Origin of the sequence: Magnetospira sp. QH-2, assembly GCF_000968135.1 — a bacterium.
Lineage (GTDB): Bacteria > Pseudomonadota > Alphaproteobacteria > Rhodospirillales > Magnetospiraceae > Magnetospira.
The window spans coordinates 1926316-1945125 of sequence record NZ_FO538765.1; the positions used below are offsets into that span (position 1 = coordinate 1926316).

The 18810-nt window shown below is 58.1% G+C and carries 21 protein-coding genes; 5 read left to right on the forward strand and 16 right to left on the reverse strand.

Going from position 1 to position 18810, the window contains the following annotated elements; translation table 11 throughout:
• Positions 1 to 11 precede the first annotated feature (11 nt).
• The 14 genes from MGMAQ_RS09075 to MGMAQ_RS09140 form a co-directional block, all read right to left on the reverse strand.
• Positions 12 to 821 (reverse strand): inositol monophosphatase, encoded by an 810-nt coding sequence (locus tag MGMAQ_RS09075; protein WP_046023157.1) that lies wholly within the window; start codon positions 819 to 821, stop codon positions 12 to 14.
• Between the two features lie 10 nt (positions 822 to 831).
• Entirely contained in the window at positions 832 to 1101 is a 270-nt protein-coding gene (locus MGMAQ_RS09080) for a hypothetical protein (protein WP_046021286.1), read from the reverse strand.
• A gap of 83 nt (positions 1102 to 1184) precedes the next feature.
• The gene (locus MGMAQ_RS09085; RefSeq protein WP_046021287.1) at positions 1185 to 1811 is read right to left on the reverse strand and encodes a LysE family translocator; all 627 of its coding nucleotides are present in this window, start codon (positions 1809 to 1811) and stop codon (positions 1185 to 1187) included.
• Between the two features lie 11 nt (positions 1812 to 1822).
• Positions 1823 to 3100: a GTPase HflX gene (hflX, locus tag MGMAQ_RS09090; RefSeq protein ID WP_046021288.1), complete on the reverse strand. Its 1278-nt coding sequence runs from the start codon at positions 3098 to 3100 to the stop codon at positions 1823 to 1825.
• Between the two features lie 40 nt (positions 3101 to 3140).
• On the reverse strand, positions 3141 to 3401 hold the full coding sequence (gene hfq, locus MGMAQ_RS09095; protein ID WP_046021289.1) for an RNA chaperone Hfq: 261 nt from the start codon (positions 3399 to 3401) through the stop codon (positions 3141 to 3143).
• A gap of 151 nt (positions 3402 to 3552) precedes the next feature.
• Positions 3553 to 4236, reverse strand: a complete 684-nt coding sequence (locus tag MGMAQ_RS09100; protein ID WP_046021290.1) for an HAD family hydrolase — start codon at positions 4234 to 4236, stop codon at positions 3553 to 3555.
• On the reverse strand, positions 4229 to 5086 hold the full coding sequence (locus MGMAQ_RS09105) for a D-amino-acid transaminase (RefSeq protein WP_046021291.1): 858 nt from the start codon (positions 5084 to 5086) through the stop codon (positions 4229 to 4231). The genes MGMAQ_RS09100 and MGMAQ_RS09105 overlap by 8 nt, the downstream gene beginning before the upstream one ends.
• A gap of 10 nt (positions 5087 to 5096) precedes the next feature.
• Positions 5097 to 6473 (reverse strand): Trk system potassium transporter TrkA, encoded by a 1377-nt coding sequence (gene trkA / locus MGMAQ_RS09110; RefSeq protein WP_046021292.1) that lies wholly within the window; start codon positions 6471 to 6473, stop codon positions 5097 to 5099.
• 15 nt (positions 6474 to 6488) lie between these two features.
• On the reverse strand, positions 6489 to 7883 hold the full coding sequence (locus tag MGMAQ_RS09115; RefSeq protein ID WP_046021293.1) for a sigma-54 dependent transcriptional regulator: 1395 nt from the start codon (positions 7881 to 7883) through the stop codon (positions 6489 to 6491).
• Entirely contained in the window at positions 7873 to 10149 is a 2277-nt protein-coding gene (locus tag MGMAQ_RS09120; protein WP_046021294.1) for a PAS domain-containing sensor histidine kinase, read from the reverse strand. Before MGMAQ_RS09120 ends, MGMAQ_RS09115 begins: the two co-directional genes overlap by 11 nt.
• A complete protein-coding gene (gene ntrC / locus MGMAQ_RS09125) occupies positions 10146 to 11597 on the reverse strand; it encodes a nitrogen regulation protein NR(I) (RefSeq protein ID WP_046021295.1) in 1452 nt (483 codons plus the stop codon). The genes MGMAQ_RS09120 and ntrC overlap by 4 nt, the downstream gene beginning before the upstream one ends.
• Entirely contained in the window at positions 11594 to 12724 is a 1131-nt protein-coding gene (locus tag MGMAQ_RS09130; RefSeq protein ID WP_046021296.1) for a nitrogen regulation protein NR(II), read from the reverse strand. Before MGMAQ_RS09130 ends, ntrC begins: the two co-directional genes overlap by 4 nt.
• Positions 12724 to 13710 (reverse strand): tRNA dihydrouridine synthase DusB, encoded by a 987-nt coding sequence (dusB, locus tag MGMAQ_RS09135; RefSeq protein ID WP_046021297.1) that lies wholly within the window; start codon positions 13708 to 13710, stop codon positions 12724 to 12726. The genes MGMAQ_RS09130 and dusB overlap by 1 nt, the downstream gene beginning before the upstream one ends.
• 76 nt (positions 13711 to 13786) lie before the next feature.
• Positions 13787 to 14587 (reverse strand): inner membrane protein YpjD, encoded by an 801-nt coding sequence (locus tag MGMAQ_RS09140; protein ID WP_046021298.1) that lies wholly within the window; start codon positions 14585 to 14587, stop codon positions 13787 to 13789.
• A 119-nt stretch (positions 14588 to 14706) separates the two neighbouring features.
• Between MGMAQ_RS09140 and MGMAQ_RS09145 the strand changes: the two genes are divergently transcribed.
• Positions 14707 to 15867 carry a bifunctional 2-C-methyl-D-erythritol 4-phosphate cytidylyltransferase/2-C-methyl-D-erythritol 2,4-cyclodiphosphate synthase gene (locus MGMAQ_RS09145; RefSeq protein ID WP_046021299.1) on the forward strand — a complete coding sequence of 387 codons (1161 nt, stop codon included), beginning with the start codon at positions 14707 to 14709 and terminating at the stop codon, positions 15865 to 15867.
• 10 nt (positions 15868 to 15877) lie between these two features.
• Positions 15878 to 16828, forward strand: a complete 951-nt coding sequence (locus MGMAQ_RS09150; RefSeq protein ID WP_046021300.1) for a response regulator — start codon at positions 15878 to 15880, stop codon at positions 16826 to 16828.
• On the opposite strand, the gene cutA is transcribed toward MGMAQ_RS09150, so the two are convergent.
• Positions 16825 to 17139, reverse strand: coding sequence for a divalent-cation tolerance protein CutA (gene cutA, locus MGMAQ_RS09155; protein WP_046021301.1), 315 nt, complete (start codon positions 17137 to 17139; stop codon positions 16825 to 16827). The genes MGMAQ_RS09150 and cutA overlap by 4 nt on opposite strands.
• Before the next feature lie 88 nt (positions 17140 to 17227).
• Here cutA and MGMAQ_RS09160 point away from each other — a divergent pair, with 88 nt between their 5' ends.
• From MGMAQ_RS09160 to MGMAQ_RS09170, 3 genes are all read left to right on the forward strand, one after another.
• Complete coding sequence (locus MGMAQ_RS09160) at positions 17228 to 17512, forward strand: hypothetical protein (RefSeq protein WP_046021302.1); 285 nt, start codon at positions 17228 to 17230, stop codon at positions 17510 to 17512.
• A gap of 92 nt (positions 17513 to 17604) precedes the next feature.
• The gene (locus MGMAQ_RS09165; protein ID WP_046021303.1) at positions 17605 to 17955 is read left to right on the forward strand and encodes an STAS domain-containing protein; all 351 of its coding nucleotides are present in this window, start codon (positions 17605 to 17607) and stop codon (positions 17953 to 17955) included.
• The gene (locus tag MGMAQ_RS09170) at positions 17952 to 18305 is read left to right on the forward strand and encodes a (2Fe-2S) ferredoxin domain-containing protein (protein ID WP_052716277.1); all 354 of its coding nucleotides are present in this window, start codon (positions 17952 to 17954) and stop codon (positions 18303 to 18305) included. The genes MGMAQ_RS09165 and MGMAQ_RS09170 overlap by 4 nt, the downstream gene beginning before the upstream one ends.
• Here the strand turns inward: MGMAQ_RS09170 and MGMAQ_RS09175 are convergent.
• Positions 18302 to 18535, reverse strand: coding sequence for a hypothetical protein (locus tag MGMAQ_RS09175; RefSeq protein ID WP_046021304.1), 234 nt, complete (start codon positions 18533 to 18535; stop codon positions 18302 to 18304). The two genes, MGMAQ_RS09170 and MGMAQ_RS09175, sit on opposite strands and share 4 nt — an antisense overlap.
• Positions 18536 to 18810: the final 275 nt, after the last annotated feature.

The window sequence follows — 18810 nt, forward strand, 5'->3', positions numbered from 1 at the left end:
ATAGCTGAATTCTAACCCTCGGCCAGGACGGCGGAAAGGCTTTTCCAGGATGTTTCATCGGGGGCGACCACCAACTGGCCCGCCAGCGGTCCACCGGGGCGATAGGGTTGGCCATCGGTCGTCATGCCATCGAATCCGCCCGCCTCGCGGTGAATGAGGATGCCTGCCGCATGATCCCAGGGTTTCAACCGATCATACTGGACGATTTCTAAATCCCCCTCTACCAATGCCATATATTCGCAGCCAGCACAGAACATTCGTGGCACAACACGCGGCAAGCCAGACCGGCCCCGATTGGCCTTAATTTGGATTTCTCGCCCAATATGGCGATTCATGGCCGCCCTTTGACCCTCCAATGAGCGGTGCGTTTGAATGGTGAGACGCCGATCATCCCGCCAGGCCCCCCGCCCTTTGATGGCCCAAACCGAGCGATCCTGCAAAGGTCGGTGGATCCACCCGGCAATGGTCTCGCCGCCATGGCAGAGTGCAACAATCATTGCAAAATTTGGACGCCCTTGAGCATAGTTGTTGGTCCCATCGACCGGGTCCAAGACCCATACCGGGGCTTCGCCGGAAAGCAAACCCAGCTCCGCGGGGTCGGCGGCGACGCCTTCTTCTCCCATAACCACGGAGTTAGGCAGCAATTTCGTTAATTTATCACGGAGTGACACTTCTGCGAGAGTATCAGCAACCGTCACCAAGTCATGCGGGCTTGTTTTGGCTTGAATATCCAACTTGGACAGTTTTTTGTACCGCGAAAGAACCTCTTGATGCCCAACTTCCTTAATAATTCGTAAAACTTTGGCGGGGTCGGGGATCATCAAATTGCTTTCAGTCGGCATACATGTCGCGATCACGAAGGTAGGACTCCTCGAACAGGGTCATGAGCCGCGCCGCTTCATCGTTGAAATCTGCCTGTTGCCGGAGCGCCTGGGTAATGAAGCAGGCGAAGGCCACGGCCTCCCCCTTGCCCTTCAAATTTTGGACATCGGCAATGTCATCCAGACTATCATGAACGAGCTTACGGGCCATCACATTGAGTTGCCGTTTCACGAACCGATTCTTGTCACGCCATTTGGCTTGGGCCTGGGTGGTGGCCATGGGGCAGCTCCGATGAAATGATCAATGTCTACTAGTAGACACAATACGCCCCGTCGCTTCATGCCGCAAGGACAGAATTCCGATTAACGTTCCACCGCAATGGCCGTGCCGACGCCGATGAAGATCCCCCCGGTGACCCGATCGATCCACAATCGCGCCGCTTCATAGCGCCGTGCCACTCGATGGTCACTGAACAAGATGGCCATGGTACCGTACCAGGAAATGGAAATGGTGACGATGGCGGCAATGCTGGACAACTGGAGCCATAGGGGCGGGTCCAGGGGCATCAATGAGGCATAGAGGCTGGCGAAAAAAACCGCCGTCTTGGGATTACTAAGACTGGTCAATATGCCGACCCGGAAAGTGGTGATCCCGCCACGGGGGCGGCTTTCACAGGACGCTCTGTGAATCACACTGCCGATGCCCTTGGATAGCATAAGCCGAACACCGAGAAAAATCAGATACCCGGCCCCGGCCAGTTTAAGCAGCAGATAGAGCCATTCCACGCGGGCAAACAACGCCGCCAGTCCGAAGGCGCTCGCTGTGGCCCACAAGGTCGTTCCGGTGGCCAGGCCGAGGACCACCAGCAGGCCGTGATTGCGCGATCGGGACAAGGTGAAATGTACGGTTGCCAGCAGATTCGGGCCCGGGGTCATCACTCCGGCCAACCAGATCCCAGCGATGGCCAACAAGTTCGGCAGATGCTCCATTCGTGCTTTCCTCAGGCCGATTTTTGCAGAATTTTCAAACGGCCCAGGTTCTCCGGGCTCAGGCGAACAGTGACGGCGGTATGGTCCTCGGTATCTTCGCGAGCCAGCACCTCGCCATGATTATACAGCCAAGCCAGCATCTTGCCTTCGGTGGGACGCAAGGCCAGTTCGACCGTTTCCCAGGCGACCGACAACCGGGCATCGATCATGGCCAGAATACTGGCGCACCCCTCACCGGAATGGGCCGACAGGGCTACCGCCAGGGAATCCGGTCGCGTCGTCCGATTGATCAGGGCCTCAAGGGATTCCTCGTCCAGCAGGTCGGTTTTATTGAGAGCCTCGATGGTGCCCTGTTCGGCCATATCCTCCAGGCTCATCTCGTCCTTGAGAACGCTCAAGACGTCCTGCTTTTGGGCTTCCGTATCTCCATGGGCGATATCGCGCACATGAATCAAGAGATCGGCCTCGCGCACCTCTTCCAAGGTGGCATGGAAGGCATTGACCAACTCGTGCGGCAGATCGGACACGAAACCCACCGTGTCGGACAGGATCACCCGCCGACCCGACGGTAGATCCAGTCCGCGCATGGTTGGGTCTAAGGTGGCGAAGAGTTGATCCTTGGCCTCCACATGAGCGGCGGTCAGGCGATTGAACAATGTGGATTTTCCGGCATTGGTATAGCCCACCAGGGCGACAATGGGATAAGGCACCCGTTGGCGGGCCTGGCGATGCAGCAATCGGGTGCGGCGGACGTCTTCCAGATCCCGTTTCAACCGCACGATCTTTTCATCGATCATGCGTCTGTCGGCTTCGATCTGGGTTTCGCCGGGCCCGCCCACGAATCCCAGGCCGCCACGCTGGCGTTCCAGGTGGGTCCAGGAACGCACCAGCCGGGATCGGGCATAGGTCAGCGCCGCCAGTTCCACCTGCAAGACACCTTCCTTGGTGCGCGCCCGATCGCCGAAGATCTCCAGAATGAGCCCCGTGCGATCAATGACTTTGCAATCCCAGGCTTTTTCCAGATTGCGCTGTTGCACCGGGGTCAGGGCGGCATCCATAACCACCACATCAACCTTGTTTTCTTCGATGATTCGGGCGAAGCGCTCCACCGACCCACCGCCAAGCAAGGTGGCGGGCTTGATGCGGGAAACAGTGACCGCTTCCCCATGCACGATATTCAGGCGAATGGCTTCGGCCAGCCCGCGGGCTTCCTGCAAGCGTCCTTGCGGGTCCCGCGCCGCATCGCGACGGTGCAGAACCGGATGAATGACCAGGCAGTTATCGCTCACGTCCGGCCCGTCCCCACGACTTCCGGAGATGAACGTCTAGTCACGATTCCTCTTCGGCCTTTTCTTCGCCGGCACCCTCAAAGAGCTGGATGGGCGTCGACGGCATGACCGTGGAGATGGCGTGTTTATAGACCAGCTGAGTGTGGCCGTCCCGGCGCAGAAGCACCGAGAAATTGTCAAACCAGGTTACGATACCTTGCAGCTTGACGCCATTAACCAGAAAGATCGTGACAGGAGTTTTGTTCTTGCGGATAAAATTCAGAAAGACGTCCTGAACATTTTGGCCTTTTTCCGATGGCATGGCTTTGCGCCCCCATTGAGATTATTTGTCGTGGGCACCCTGGTTCGGGCACCGATGAATATCATATTGTCGACCAATTTAGTCGACCACCCTCATATGCGCGAGCAGCCCCGCGCTTCCCACGCAGATGAGAGGCTTTCTCAATTGAAGCTTATTGTGCGGCGTTCGTCCAGTGAATTTCTACAACTCGACAAAGTAATTCCGCGTCCGAAACGTGCAGGGATGGGGGATGGTCGTCGAACTCCCCCTCCTCCGGCGCTTCCGGACGCAGAAGCACTGGTAGACATCCGGCCGCATGGGCACAAACCAGATCAATGTCCGTATCGCCAACGAACCAGACATGGGGGCCGGGCTCAATTCCACTCCCGCGCAACGCCATATGCACCGGATCAGGCGCGGGTTTATCTTTTTCGGCGTCTTTGGCACCAATGAGAGCGGCGAAAAAACCGTTCCATCCCAATTGCTTGGCTTCTTCGCGCAGATAGGTCCCGGTCTTGTTGCTGACCACGCCCAAGTAGATCCCGCGCTTGCTTAGACAGCGCAGCAGGTCTTCGCTACCGGCAATGGGATTGAGCAAATCCAGGTGAATGGCCAGAAAGCGGTCATAGAACACTTTTTCGGCCTCTTTCCATCGTTCTCCGAACAATTCGGGAAAGGCCTCGCGCATGGAACGGCGCACATTGACTCTTGTTTCAGCCATGGTCCAAGGCTTGTGTCCCATGGCTCTCAAGGTGTGATTGCTGGCATCATGAATCACATCCCAGGTATCGACCAAAGTGTTATCCCAATCGAACAAAATGGCCTTCGGCGCCGGAAGGCTCAAGGGGTCAACCATCGACACCGAAAACCTCCATGTAGCGCTCAAGGAGTTTTTGGGTCAGCGGGCCAGGCTGGCCGTCGGCGACCGCCTTGTCATCAATCCGAATCACCGGACGCAACCAATTGGTTGAACTGGTCAGGAAGGCTTCCTTGGCCAAACGGGCTTCCGCCACTGAAAAAGCCCGTTCTTCAAAGCCGATCCCGAGCGCCCGCGCCACATCCAGAACGCCCAAACGTGTTATCCCATTGAGGATGGAATGGGTCGCTTGACGGGTAATCAAGACCCCCTCCCCGGTGACGATCCAGGCGTTGGACGCCGTGCCTTCGGTAATGTTTCCCTCCCCGTCCACCATCCAGGCATCGAAGGCACCCTCGGCCATGGCTTCCTGTTTGGCCAAGACGTTCGGCAGAAGTCCAATGGACTTGATATCCCGGCGCGTCCATCGCTGATCAGGAACAAGCCGGACCGCGACTCCCCGTTCTGCTTGCATGGGATCAAAAGGCTTGGTGCGTTTGGTGGTCAGGACCAACGACGGATGGGGGGCCGGATCGGGCACCGCATGGTCGCGCGGCGCAACGCCACGGGTGATTTGCAGATAGACAAAGCCATGGCGCAGGCCATTCATGCGGATCAATTGGGCGACGATGAATTCCAACGCCCGGCGGGACATGGGCCAGTCGATGGATAGAGCGCCGAGGGAATGGTCCAGGCGCTGCCAATGGCGGTCAGCCTCGACTTGTCGTCCGTCGCGAACACAGATGACCTCATAGACCCCATCGCCGAACTGATAGCCCCGGTCTTCCACATGCACGGCGGCACGAATGTGGGGCACATAGGAGCCATTGACGTAGGCCAGTCTCGGCATGACGCAATCCTTAGAAATACTCGAATTGGACAGAGAACATCTTTTCCACCTTGCGGATGGATTCGGCAGCGGCGAACACCACTACCCGATCCTTGGGCTGCACGATGGTCGACCCGCGCGGCATGATCACTTCGCCATCCCGGACGATGGCGCCCAAAAGGACGTTGTCCGGCAGTTTGGCTTCTTCCAATGGCGTGCCGACCAAACTGGTGGTTTCCAGGGCCTCCGCCTCGATCAGTTCACCAAAGCCATCGCGCAGGGAATGGACGGAATGAATGCGTCCGCGACGGACATGCTGGAGAATCGTCGATACGGTAATGGTGCGTGGACTGACCACCACATCGATCCCCAGATTGGTGATCAAGGGTTCGAATTTACCCTCGTTGATCAGTGTAATGGCGCGCTGCGCCCCGTGCCGTTTGGCCAAAAGCGAGGCCAGAATGTTGGTTTCGTCATCGTTGGTCACTGCGACCACGCTATCGGTACCGCTCACATTGGCCTCTTCGAGGATCAGCGGATCGAGGACATTGCCGTGGATAACCGTGGTTTGTTCGAACCGTCCGGCAATTTCCTGGGCTCGTTCCGCATCGCCTTCGACGATCTTGGCATGTACCCAGGGATATTCGGCCTCGATGCGTTCGGCCAAGTAGTATCCGATATTTCCGCCCCCCAGGATGACCAGATGGCGGGCTTCCGTCTCTTCATGTCCAAAGGCGGTCAGGGCTCGTTGCACATGATCGCTATCGACGATGAAATAGGCTTCGTCTCCGGCCAGCATCTGCTCGTCCCGTCGCGGCAGAAACGATTTGCCATCGCGGACCAGGCCGATGATGACGATATTCAGTTCCGGGAAGAGCACGGCCAGCTGACGAAGCGGTGTATGCAGCAGCGGGCAATCTTCCTCGCAGCGAACACCAAGTAACTGCACTTTGCCCTCGACCAGGGGAATCATTTCGAAGGCCCCCGGCACGCGCAACCGTCGGGTCACCGCATTGGCCACCTCGATTTCCGGCGAGATGATCACGTCGATGGGTAAATGGTCGCGAGAAAACAGATTGGCCCACAGGGGATCCAGATAGCTCTGGTGCCGCACCCGGGCAATTTTGGTGGGAACGTTGAACAAAGAGTGGGCCACCTGACAGGCGACCATATTGATTTCGTCGGCATAGGTCACCGCGATGACCATATCGGCATCTTCGGCCCCGGCTCGGGCCATGACATCCGGATAGGAGGCATGACCAACCACGCCCTGCACATCAACCGTATCAGTCAGACGCCGAATCAGTTCGGGGGATTGATCAACGACGGTGATGTCATTGTTTTCCAAAGCCAGGTAGCGCGCAATGTTGGCGCCCACCTGACCGGCTCCACAGATAATGACTTTCACCGCCCGCTCTCCATGCTATTTGGATTCGGCCTTGCGGGCCTTGTCCTCGCCCTGAATTCCCAGGGTCTTTAACTTCCGGTGCAGGGCCGAGCGCTCCATGCCGACAAAGCTCGCCGTGCGGGAGATATTGCCGCCAAACCGGTCCACCTGAATGGTCAGATACTGACGCTCGAACAATTCCCGGGCCTCGCGCAGGGGTAAGGCCATGATCTCGCCGCTCTTATCCCACCCCAAGGCGGCATTGGCCGAGGATCCGATTTCCGCCGGCAAGGCATCCGCCCGGATGGGCTCGCCCGCGCCCCCCGGCGCCATAATCAACAATCTTTCAACGATATTGCGCAGTTCGCGAACATTGCCCGGCCAATCGTAAGCCTGCAAAGCCGCCAGGGAATCATCGCCGAATGACCGCGTCGGCTGTCCGGTTCCCTCTGCGGCGCGTTTCATGAACTGCCTGGCCAACACCGGAATATCTTCACGCCGCTTGTTGAGTGGCGGCATGTCGATGGGGACAACACTGAGGCGGTAGAACAGGTCTTCGCGGAAATGACCGGCGGCAATCTCTTCGTTTAGGTCTCTGGTCGAAGAGGCCACCACCCGCACGTCCACCTCGATCCGCGATCCGCCGCCAACCCTTTGGAATTTTTGCTCTTGCAGAATCCGGACGATCTTCCCTTGGGTCTCCAAAGGCATATCGGCCACTTCATCGAGCAACAAGGTCCCTGAATCAGCACGCTCAAAGGTGCCGGTTTGGATGCTTTCTCCGTCCTCGGTCCCGAACAGAACCGCTTCGACTCGGTCCGGTTCCATGGTGGCGCAATTCACCACCACAAAGGGGCCTTCGGCGCGGCGCGATTTGGTGTGAAGCAGCCGCGCCGCCACTTCCTTGCCGGACCCGGCCGGGCCGGTGATCAAGACTCGGCTATTGGTGGGAGCCACTTTTTCAATGGACTGCCGCACCTGTGCTAGGGCGGGAGATTTGCCAATAAGGTCGGTTTCCGGCCCGGCGCGCAGTCGCAGCTCGGCATTTTCCTCGCGCAATCGGGCCGCTTCCATGGCCCGTTGAACGACCAGCAACATTCGATCGGCCTGGAACGGCTTTTCAACGAAGTCATAGGCCCCTTCACGGATGGCCGCGACCGCCGTTTCGATGGTGCCATGACCGCTCATCATGACCACCGGCAAGTCGGGGTTACGGGCCTTGATTTCCTTCAGAATCCCCAGACCGTCGAGGATGCTGCCTTGAAGCCAGATATCAAGCAGCACCAACCCCGGACACCGGGACTGAACCTCTTCCAGCGCCGACGTGGAATCAGCGGCCTCGCGGGTTTGAAACCCTTCGTCCTCCAAGACTCCGGCCGTCAGCATCCGAATATCGGCTTCATCATCGACAATCAGAATATCAAGGGCCATGGGTGGTCAACCTTACCGCTACTGTCATGGGGTCAACGGAGTCGTCATCCGGGACATTCCTCAGCAGCCTATCGCTGCTTGGCGGAAAAACCAAGGACGCCCGTGCGCCCCCCTCATCCCGATTGTTCAACAGCAATTCTCCCCCGTGATCTTCCATGATTTTACGAACGATGGCCAGTCCCAGCCCGGTCCCCGTTGGTCTGGTGGTTACATAGGGGTCGGTAAGGCGATCCTTTTGATCCGATGGCAGACCTGGCCCATTATCAAGCACTTCCAGCACCAATCCCTGATCGTTTTTGCCTTCTTCGTGTCTCGATAGGCGAACTTCGATCAGGGCATCCTTGTCTGCAACGGGGTTTTCCGTCAGGGCCTCGGCGGCATTCTTCAAGATATTGGTCAAGGCCTGCCGGATTTGATGGGGGTCGCACCGAATGGAGACCGGTTCGTCCGGAATGGCCAACTCAAAGCGGATGTGTTCGCCGCGAGATCGCTCCAGAAAGACAGTGTTCCTGGCCAATTGTCCGAGGTCCTCCTCCTTCATGGTTGGTTCCGGCATGCGGGCAAAAGATGAAAACTCATCGACCAGACGTCCAATATCCTTGACCTGACGCACGATCGTATCCGTGCACATGGTAAAGATCTCCGGATCCGCTTCGATCTGCTTCAAATATTTCCTTTTTAGTCGTTCCGCCGACAGCTGGATGGGGGTCAGGGGATTTTTGATCTCGTGGGCAATGCGCCGTGCCACATCGGACCACGCGGCTTGTCGTTGGGCATGTTGCAGGTCGGTGATGTCATCGAAGGTCACCACGTAACCCAGAATGCTTTCCCCCAATGTTTCCGCCGCGACCCGAACCAGAAAAGTTCGTTGCCGGTCTTCAGCCATGACCTTGATTTGATCTTGCCGGGTTCGATCGGGGCGAAGGCAAGCCTCGGCGTAAAGGTCCGCCATCTCCGGAACCGTTTCCACAAGGGGCTTGCCGATGGCCGAGTTCAGATCCTGGGCCAACAGGTGCCCGGCAGAGCGATTGGACAGACTGATCCGCCCCTCGGTGTCCAACCCGATCACGCCCGCGGATACCCCGGCCAGGACGGTTTCGGTGAATCGACGGCGTTCATCCAGTTCTCTGTTGGCCTCCAAGAGACCGCGCTGTTGGTTTTCCAGTTGTAGCGCCATGCGATTGAACACTCGGCCCAAGGTTCCTATTTCATCAGCGCTGCTGCTGACATCGGCACGAGCCGTCAAATCCCCGTGGCGGATGCGCTCGGAAGCGCCAATCAGCCCCGAGATGGGCTGGACCAGCGAGGAGGCCAGCGTCAGACCGACGCGGATGGATGCCATCAGCAAGAGCAACGCCAAAACCACGAAGATCAGGATGAACGTGATCTGCATGCTCTCTCGGCGTTTCTCAACCGCTTTGTATTCTCGATAGGCTCCCTCAGTGCGCTCAATATGGGTGACGACTTCCTGATCCACGAAGCGCCCAACCAGCAAATAGGCATTCACCAGACGTTCCAAGGCGACCATGGCGCGGACCCGATCATCTTGACCGGTGGTCTGCAGCACCACTTTCCCCTGGTCAGCCTGACGGAGTGCCTCGCGGGGAATGTTTTCCAATGACAGGCTCAGGCTCAGAGCCGTGCGGGCCAGGACCTTTCCGGTGCCATCAATGATCACGGCTTCAGACAGAGAGCGCAAAAGAGACTGCGTTTCAAGGTAACGGTTGAAGCGGACCTTGCTGGCGGCAAGTTTGCCTGCATCCCGATTGATATCATTGGCCATGGCAAGAATTTCGGCCCGAATGGATTTCCGGTGCTCTTCGAGATAGGCATGGGCCACGGCTCGGGAATTATCAACCACCGTGGCCACCCGCTCGCCAAACCAGGCTTGAATTCCGAAATTCAGAAACACAGCGGTGAAAACGGCAACCACCACGGCGGGCAACACGGCCACAAGGCTGAACATCATGACCAGACGCACATGCAGCCGCGACCCCGCGCGGCCTCGTCTCCGGGCCACCCAGACCCTTGTCAGGGGGCGGGCGACGACGGCCCCAAGCAACAGCAATAGAACCACGTCCAAATACAGGAGCGCGATCACCGTTCCCGTATCCGGGCCGTAGATGGTTGCAGTTCCAGACATGGTGGCAAAAGTGGCCAGTCCCGAAATGACGGAGGCGACCACCAAGACAATTGTCAATTTGCGGCTCAAATGCGTCCGGCGGGTCCAGGCCAGCAGACGCCGCCATTTCCGCCGCCAGTTCATGAGCCGCCCCTGACCACGGGAATATCAAGTAACTTGATTTTCTTGCGTAAGGTATTGCGGTTCAAACCCAATACCGTTGCCGCCTTGATCTGATTGCCGCGCGTTGCGTCCAAGGTCAATTTGATCAAAGGGCGCTCGATTTCCTTCAACACCCGTTCATACAGTCCCGGGTTGGGCAGATCGCCCCCATGGGCATCAAAGTAATCTTTTAGATGCCGCTCTACCGATTGCGACAGACCTTCGGACTCGGATGGTTGGGTTTCCGTAGGGATGGGAGCTCCACCGGAAAGTTCCGCCTCGATGACGTCCAGACCGAGGGTTTCCTGAGAGTAGAGCGCCGCCAGACGGCGCACCAGATTTTCCAACTCGCGGACATTGCCCGACCATCGATGAACCGTCAAACGTTCCATGGCCGGACCGTCGATCACCTTAATGGGCAGCCCTTCCCCGGCCACCTGATTGAGAAAATGACGGACCAGTTCCGGGATATCCTCGCTCCGTTCGCGCAGCGGCGGCAGTCTGATCGGCACCACATTGAGCCGATAATACAGATCCTCACGGAATTGTCCTTGGCGGATCATCTGGCCCAAGTCCCGGTGAGTCGCGGCGACAATGCGCACATTGGCCCGAATGGGGGTCCGCCCGCCGACGGTCGTGTATTCCCCTTCCTGGAGTACCCGTAGCAAACGAGTTTGAGTATCCAGCGGCATATCGCCGATTTCGTCCAGAAACAGGGTTCCGCCCTCGGCTTGTTCGAAGCGCCCCATGCCCCGTGCCGTGGCGCCGGTGAAGGCGCCCTTTTCATGACCGAACAGCTCGCTTTCGATCAGGTCCTTGGGAATGGCCGCCATATTAATGGCGATAAAAGGACCATCGCGGCGTGGCCCGAAATCGTGCAGCGCCCGCGCCACCAGTTCCTTGCCGGTGCCGGATTCACCGGCGATCATCACCGTCAAATCGGTATTCATCAACCGCGCCAGGGTGCGATAGATGTTCTGCATTGCCGCCGAGCGCCCGATTAAAGGCAGCTTTTCATCGTCGTCGTCATCGGGGGTGCCCACCCCGCCCTCGCCATCGAGAGGGGTCTCAAGTGCCCGTTTAACGACAGACAGTATTTCTTTAAGATCAAACGGTTTTGGCAGGTACTCAAAGGCTCCACGCTGGGTCGCCTTGACCGCCGTCAGCAAGGTATTCTGGGCACTCATACAGATGATCCGCAGGTTCGGGCGGATTTTGCGCATGCGCGGGATCAAGTCGAGTCCGTTGCCGTCAGGCATAATCACATCGGTGATTACCAGATTGCCCTCGCCATCACTGACCCAACGCCACAATGTGGTGGCATTTCCGGTGGTTCGGACCTCATACCCGGCACGGCTAAGCGCCTGATGTAGGACCGTGCGGATGGCGGTATCGTCATCGGCAATGAGGATGGTTGGCGCTCCGGTCATGTCTGCGTTCCTTTCCCGGAAGGCGAATCCGTGTTCCGGCTCATGCCCGAGGCCAAGGGCAACATGATCCGAAACAGTGTGCCCCCGGGTTCGTGGTCCAATTGAATGGCGCCACCGTGGTCGTCGATGATCTTGGCCACCAACGCCAAGCCCAGCCCCGTTCCTTTGGGCTTGGAGGTAACGAAGGCCTCGAAGAGATGGGCTTGCACATGATCCGGGATTCCCGGTCCGTTGTCTTTGATGCCGATGGTCAAGGGGAGGTGAACCCGTTCAGTCCGCCCAGGCATGGACAATCGCACGCCATGGCGATAGGCGGTGGTCAGAGTGATTTCCCCCCCCTCCTCCGGCACCGCTTCCGAGGCATTCTTCACCAGATTGAGCAAAGCTTGCACCAGGCTATCAAAATGACCGTAGACCGGCGGGAGCGACGGATCATAACGCTCGATAAACCGGACTTTCTTGCCAAACCCGTTCCGGGCCACCTGATGCACCCGCTCCAATACCTCGTGGATGTTGATCTCGCCACGCTCCAGGTTCGGATTCTCGGTGAAGACATCCATGCGATCAACCAGATTGACGATGCGGTCAGTCTCGTCACAGATCAGCCGGGTCATCTTGCGCAATTCGGCATCCACGTCCAATTCAAGCAGTTGTGCGGCGCCACGAATTCCCGACAGCGGGTTTTTCACCTCGTGGGCGAGCAAGGAGGCCATGCCGGATACGGAACGCACGGCACTACGATGCTGGGCCAATCGCCGGTCCAGCTGATCGGCCAAGGAACGTTCATGGAGGGTGACGATCACCTGCCCCGGTTGATCATGGTGGGGCACCGCATGAATATTCACCAAATGCCGACCGATCTTAGGCGATTCCAGAGTCACGCCATATTCAGAGGTACGGGTACTGCCGTTGTGTACCTGGGCAATGGCCTGAAACAAGGGGCTATCGTCCGGGATATACTTGTTCAGCGGTTGATTGCGGATATGGTCGCGGCTGGTGGAAAAGAAAGTCTCGCCCGCACCGTTCAGGTAGCAAATCCGATTGTCCCGGGTCAGCACAACGACGGTAGAGGCCAGGGCGTTGAGGATGGATTCCGCTGATCCCGGCCCCTCTTCGGCGCATTTCATCAAGCAGCCCTCCGCTCGATGTGGCTGGTATAGAAATCGATGATCAAGCGCCGGACCTTGAGCGCCTCCGGTGTCACCATGACCGCACTGCGAAACTCCGCGGAATCCTTCATGCCCTTGGAATACCAGGCTATATGCTTGCGGGCCACGCGCACCCCGGGTTTCTCACCATAGTGATCAAGCATGGCCTCGAAATGGGCCAGCAGGGTTTCCAACTGCACTTCGGTGGCCGGGTCCGGCAAATGCTCGCCGGTTTCCAAAAAATGGGCCACCTGGGCCGGGAACCAGGGGCGGCCATAGCAGCCCCGCCCGATCATCACCCCATCCACATTTGTCAGACGACGCATCTCGGCGGCCCCCTCGACCGTCGTGATATCCCCATTGCCAATGACCGGCACGGAGACGGCTTCCTTGACCAATCCGATGTAAGACCAGTCGGCCTTCCCCGAATAAAACTGATTGCGGGTCCGACCGTGGACGGTGATGGCCTTGACCCCACAAGCCTCGGCTTTTCGAGCCAGGCTGACGCCATTTCGATTGTCGTCATCCCAGCCGGTCCGCATTTTCAGGGTTACCGGGATGTCGACGGTGGCGATGACGGCATCAAGAATGCGTTGGGCCAGATCCTCGTCCCGCATCAGGGCGGCGCCGGCATCCCCCTTGACCACCTTCTTCACCGGGCAGCCCATGTTGATATCGATGATATGGGCGCCCCGGTCGGCATTCATGCGCGCCGCCTCCGCCATGACCTGAGGGTCGCGCCCGGCCAGTTGCACGGTGATCGGGCTTTCCTCATCTCCGATCATGGCAATGCGCAGGGTCTTTTGATTGGCGCGGATCATGGCCTCGCTGGCGATCATCTCGGAAACCACCAATCCGGCGCCGAATCGCTTGACCAGACGGCGGAACGGTAAATCCGTAACACCCGACATGGGCGCCAGAATGACCGGACTCTCCAGATCAATATTGCCGATGCTCAGAGGCACGAGCGCCGCTCCACTTGAGTAAAGATTATGCAAACCAGGGCTTCTTGCCTGGATAATAGGCAATACCGTCGGAAGGTCAACCCAACAGCACGTCGGTGACGAACTTCACCCCGGGATAGCCAAGGGTTAGCAACAAGTAGGCCACCAGCACCAAACGGGCCGCCGCCCGCCCGCGCACCCCGGTTCGATAATGGGCGATCAGAAGGCCACCAATAACCAAAAAGGCCGTGATGGACAGCAAGGACTTGTGATCAAGGCTGAAGAGGCTCCCGCTGCCGGCATAAAGAGTGCCTATACCCGTCATCAATCCCAGAGCCAAGACCAGTTCCCCGGCCAGCAACAGCTTGACTTCGATGGATTCGCAATCGGCGACGGAGGGTAGATTTCGGGTCAAGGTGGTGGGCCGCTTGCGTTTCAAGGCCTGTTCTTGCAGGAATGCACCCAAGGCCGCGATGGCGGCAATGGTTACCAGGGCATAGGTCAGTACCGAGACGATGATATGGGCCTGCACCCAACCTGCGGGCGCGGTGCCTGTCAGCGGCTTGGCCCCCAGACCCAGCCACACGGTGGCAATCAGGGCCATGACCAGGAAATAGGGCGAAAGCAAGAATCGCAGTTTCCAGATCTCATCCAGGAAAATGGCCAAGAATCCATAGAGCCAAAGGGACGCACAGACCGTAACCCAAAGGGTTGTGGAAAGGTCCCCTGTCCAATTCCCGGAAAGATGCACGACCACCCAGGCCGTTGTTCCCACCAAAGCGACGATCAGTGCGCTCCACAATTGGGGGGTACTCACGGACGATTGGCCACGCCCGGTGATTCCCAAGGGGACAAGGGAAACAAGAGCGGCGATGGCGATTAACAGATTCTGGCTCATGGACGTTTAATAAGTTGCGGCTATGGTAGGGTTTGCCGGGATACGCCCTTGCGCCGTGAATGGCAAGGGGGATAGCTTTCGCCGCAAGGTAACACAATGAACAAGTCCGAGGAATGGATATGAGCGGCTGCTGGGCCCTGATTGTCAGCGCGGGACGGGGGCGCCGGTTCGGTGGCGACCTGCCCAAGCAATATCAGGCGTTGGGCGGCAAGCCATTGCTGCGCCGGACCCTGCGGGCGTTTTTGGGTCATCCCCGCGTGGACGGGCTTAAAGTGATCATTCATCCCGATGACCGAGAACTCTACGATGAAGCGGCAAAGGAACTGGATCTGCCTGTTCCTGCTCACGGCGGCCCTACCCGACAGGATTCGGTGCGTCTGGGATTGGAAAGCATCCGGGAACAGAACCCGGATTTGGTATTGATTCACGATGCCGCGCGCCCTTTTCCCTCCGCGGATCTGATCGACAGGGTCATCGACCAGCTCGGCGTCACCCCGGGGGTTATTCCCGCCGTGCCCGTTGCCGATACCTTGAAACGGGGCGACGAATCTCAACGGATTATCGGCACCGTGGAGCGCGCCGGACTTTGGCGGGCACAAACCCCACAAGGCTTTCATTTTGATGCTATTATGAGCGCTCACTTGGCGGCGGCAGGTCGGGACGATCTGACGGATGATGCCGCTGTTGCCGAACTCATGGGCCATTCCGTGGCCCTTGTCATGGGAAGCGAGGACAATTTCAAGGTGACCACCCGAGAGGATCTGGACAAGGCGGAGCGGCTGATCGCGCCATCCCATGGAGAGACCCGAACCGGATTCGGCATGGACGTTCATCGGTTTACCGAGGGCGATGGCGTAACCCTGTGTGGAATCACCGTCCCCCATGGAGCCACCCTTGCCGGACATTCCGACGCGGATGTGGCCATGCATGCCTTGACCGATGCCATTCTTGGCGCCGTGGGCTCGGGGGATATCGGCAGCCACTTCCCTCCCAGCGAGCCCCAATGGAAGGGCGCCGCCTCTGAAATTTTTCTGCGTCATGCGGTGAAGGAAGCTGAAAGCCGGGGGGCCCGCTTGATTCACCTTGACCTGACCATCATATGCGAACGACCGAAGATCGGGCCGCACCGCGAGGCCATGCGGACCCGATTGGGCGAGATTTTATCCCTGGCACCAGACCGCATCAGCGTCAAAGCCACCACCACCGAAAAACTGGGTTTCACCGGTCGCGGCGAAGGCATTGCCGCTCAAGCGGTGGCGACCCTGCGGTTCGACGGGTAACGGGGGCCGGATGGCGGGTCTAAACCTCGAAGAAATCCGCGTTTTTGTCGGTTGCCCGGACCAAAACCTCCGGACCACGACCCTGACCGTTCTCCGCAACTGCGGTTTTCGCAATGTGGAGTACGGCCAAACCATAGAAGCGGTCCGTACCGAGATGACCATGCATCCACCGGACCTGCTGTTTTGCGAAACCAAGTTTCCCGACGGCGACCCGGGATCGTTGATCCATGATATCCGCCACCATGAAATAGGCTCCAATCCCTTCCTCGCCGTGGTTATGATGACCTGGGAGCCGTCCGTGGACCTGGTCAGCAAGATCATCAACAGCGGTGCTGATGATCTTTTAGTGAAACCGCTCTCGGCCAAACAGGTCATTCAGCGGGTGGGGGCATTAATCAAGAATCGCAAGGGGTTCATGGTCACCTCCGACTACATCGGACCCGATCGGCGGCGTGATAAGGAGCGCCCTCCCGAGGAAGACAACGAAAACCAGATCAAACCCATCGAGGTTCCCAACGCCCTGCGTGCCAAGGCGCTGGGCGAAGCCGACGCGGCTGAAATTCAAGGATCTATTGATGCGGCTCTCAAGGCCATCAACAGTCGCAAGCTGGAAGGCCATGCCGTCAAGGTGAGTGAACTCGTCGCCCATATCCTGCCCGCCTATCGACAAGGACAAGTGGACAACACGGTCCGGCAGAAGCTCCACAATCTGGTCTATGTGGCCGAGGATACCGCGCGGCGCCTGGTGGATACCGATTTCAGCCATGTGGCCGATCTCTGCAACAGCCTGGTACAGGTGAGCAACGATATCTATGCCAATTGGAAAGAACCCAATCCCAAGGACCTGAAGCTGCTTGAACCCATCGCTAAGGCCATTGAAACGGCCTTTACCGGCTCCCCGGAACAGGCTGAAATGGCGCGACAGATCACCGACACGGTCTCTGGGCGGCGCCCCGGCTAACCGGTCTGTTCATCAATCCATTGCAGGAAAGCCGGATTGCCCTTCTCTATCGGCAGGGCGACCACACAAGGGCAGTCGTAACTATGCAGCTCTTTGACCCGTGCGATAAGAGACTCCACCTGGGTATCTCGGGTCTTGGCGATCAACACGCATTCTTCGTCCTGTTGGACCTCTCCCTGCCACCAATACATTGAAATCATGCCGGGGAGGATATTGACGCAGGCCGCCAAGCGCTCCCCCACCAGGGTTTCCCCGATGGCCAGGGCCTCATCGGGGCTGGACGCGGTGATATATATCAGTAGCTGAGGCATGTTCCGTCTCCGTCGGCTTCATTGCCGTGTTGCGGTGTGACGGATTTCCCTTAACATATCAACTAGTCTGAACTGTAGGGACTTCGCCATGACCGACCAGACGGCCAGTACCGAGTCTCTTGATGCGCCGAGCGCCGATGGAGGGGACAGCAAACCAACCGCGCCACAACGACGGTGGCTGACGCGTGGCACCAAAGAGCCGGGGGGCAAATTGCCGCTGTTCGACGAGCATGGCCAAAAGGTCAGCGAGAGAACGATACGCTCCTGTATCCATCACGGATGGGCCGAGCCATGGTTTGCAAACCCTCTCAAACCGGATTGGCTGGTGTGCAAAATCACCGCCGCCGGACGCGCGGTGGTCAACAAATCCTGATGCGATGCACCCGCATCAGGTCGAAATCGTTACCGCCGTGGCGCCACGCGACCTAGGCAACAACTTATGTATTCGAGGCCAGGCAAAGATCAATGGAATACCGATTAAGTGAAGGAAAACAAAGCCTAACCGTCCATTTGGAGGGAGAGGTGGATCTGCAACATTCCCCGACCCTGCGCAAGATCCTGTTGGGGGGACTGGAAAGCGGTCGGCATGTTGTGGTGGATCTGGGCGGCGTGTCGCTGGTGGATAGTTCCGCCCTCGCCGCATTCGTCGAGGCCTATCAAAAAGCGCAAACCACAAAAAAGGAATTCATCCTCGGAGATGCTCAGGCTCCGGTCTGGCGGATCATTTCCCTGGCCCGTTTGGATCGGGTGCTCCCTCTCTATTCCGACCCCAAAACGATGGCCGAACGATTGGAATCCGGACTCACCTCCGTTTGAGCAAGCCGGTTGCCGAGCCCAAATTTGGACAGGAAGATAACCCGGTCATGTCCGATCCAATGCCGGAAGAATCGTCGGCCCCAGCCGAATCGACCATTGTTGTATGCGTCAATCGCCGCCTGCCGCCGCAGGCCTCCTGTGCCGGGCGCGGCAGCGAATCCCTTGCTGATTACATGGAAGCGGAAATTGTACGCCGGGCGCTGCCGGTACGGGTGAAGCGGTTGGTCTGCCTCGGCCACTGCCAAAAGGGGCCGACTGTTCGATTGGTCCCCGGGGGCCGTTTTCTGTTTGGTCCCAGTTTGGATGACCTGAATGGATTGCTTGACCAGATCGCTGATCGATCCTGCTAGATCACGTCGCGATTGAGCTTCTTGGCCCAGATTTTCTGGGTCAGGGTCGAGAGTTTGAGCATGCAATCGAGGCTATCCTGGCAGCGTGCTTCCGCCAGACAGGATTCCAGACGGGCATGAATGGCTTGAGCCTCCTCAACGCGATCCTCGACCACGGCCGAATGGGCGGATTTGCAGAGCGAATGGCAAACATGGGGCGTCGCCGGATAGTCGGCATCAATGGCATTCATTGATAGGGCTCCTTATCTTTTTCTTGATTATATCCGGATCAATTTATTTTGATATTATACAGGCGTACTAACCGGTTTGTATTAATGCCAATAGCTAGGGCGAATACGAAGAACTCACTCAATGGTATTTAGGTAACTACTTAATATATCAAAATGCACTTTACAATTGGGTGTGCTTTCTAGCCCATGTCGGGTCCAATCGGACCCGTTGAGCACGCCCGACCCTATTGGAATCAATGGCGACGCGATCTAACAGGCTGCCGAAAAAATCCGAT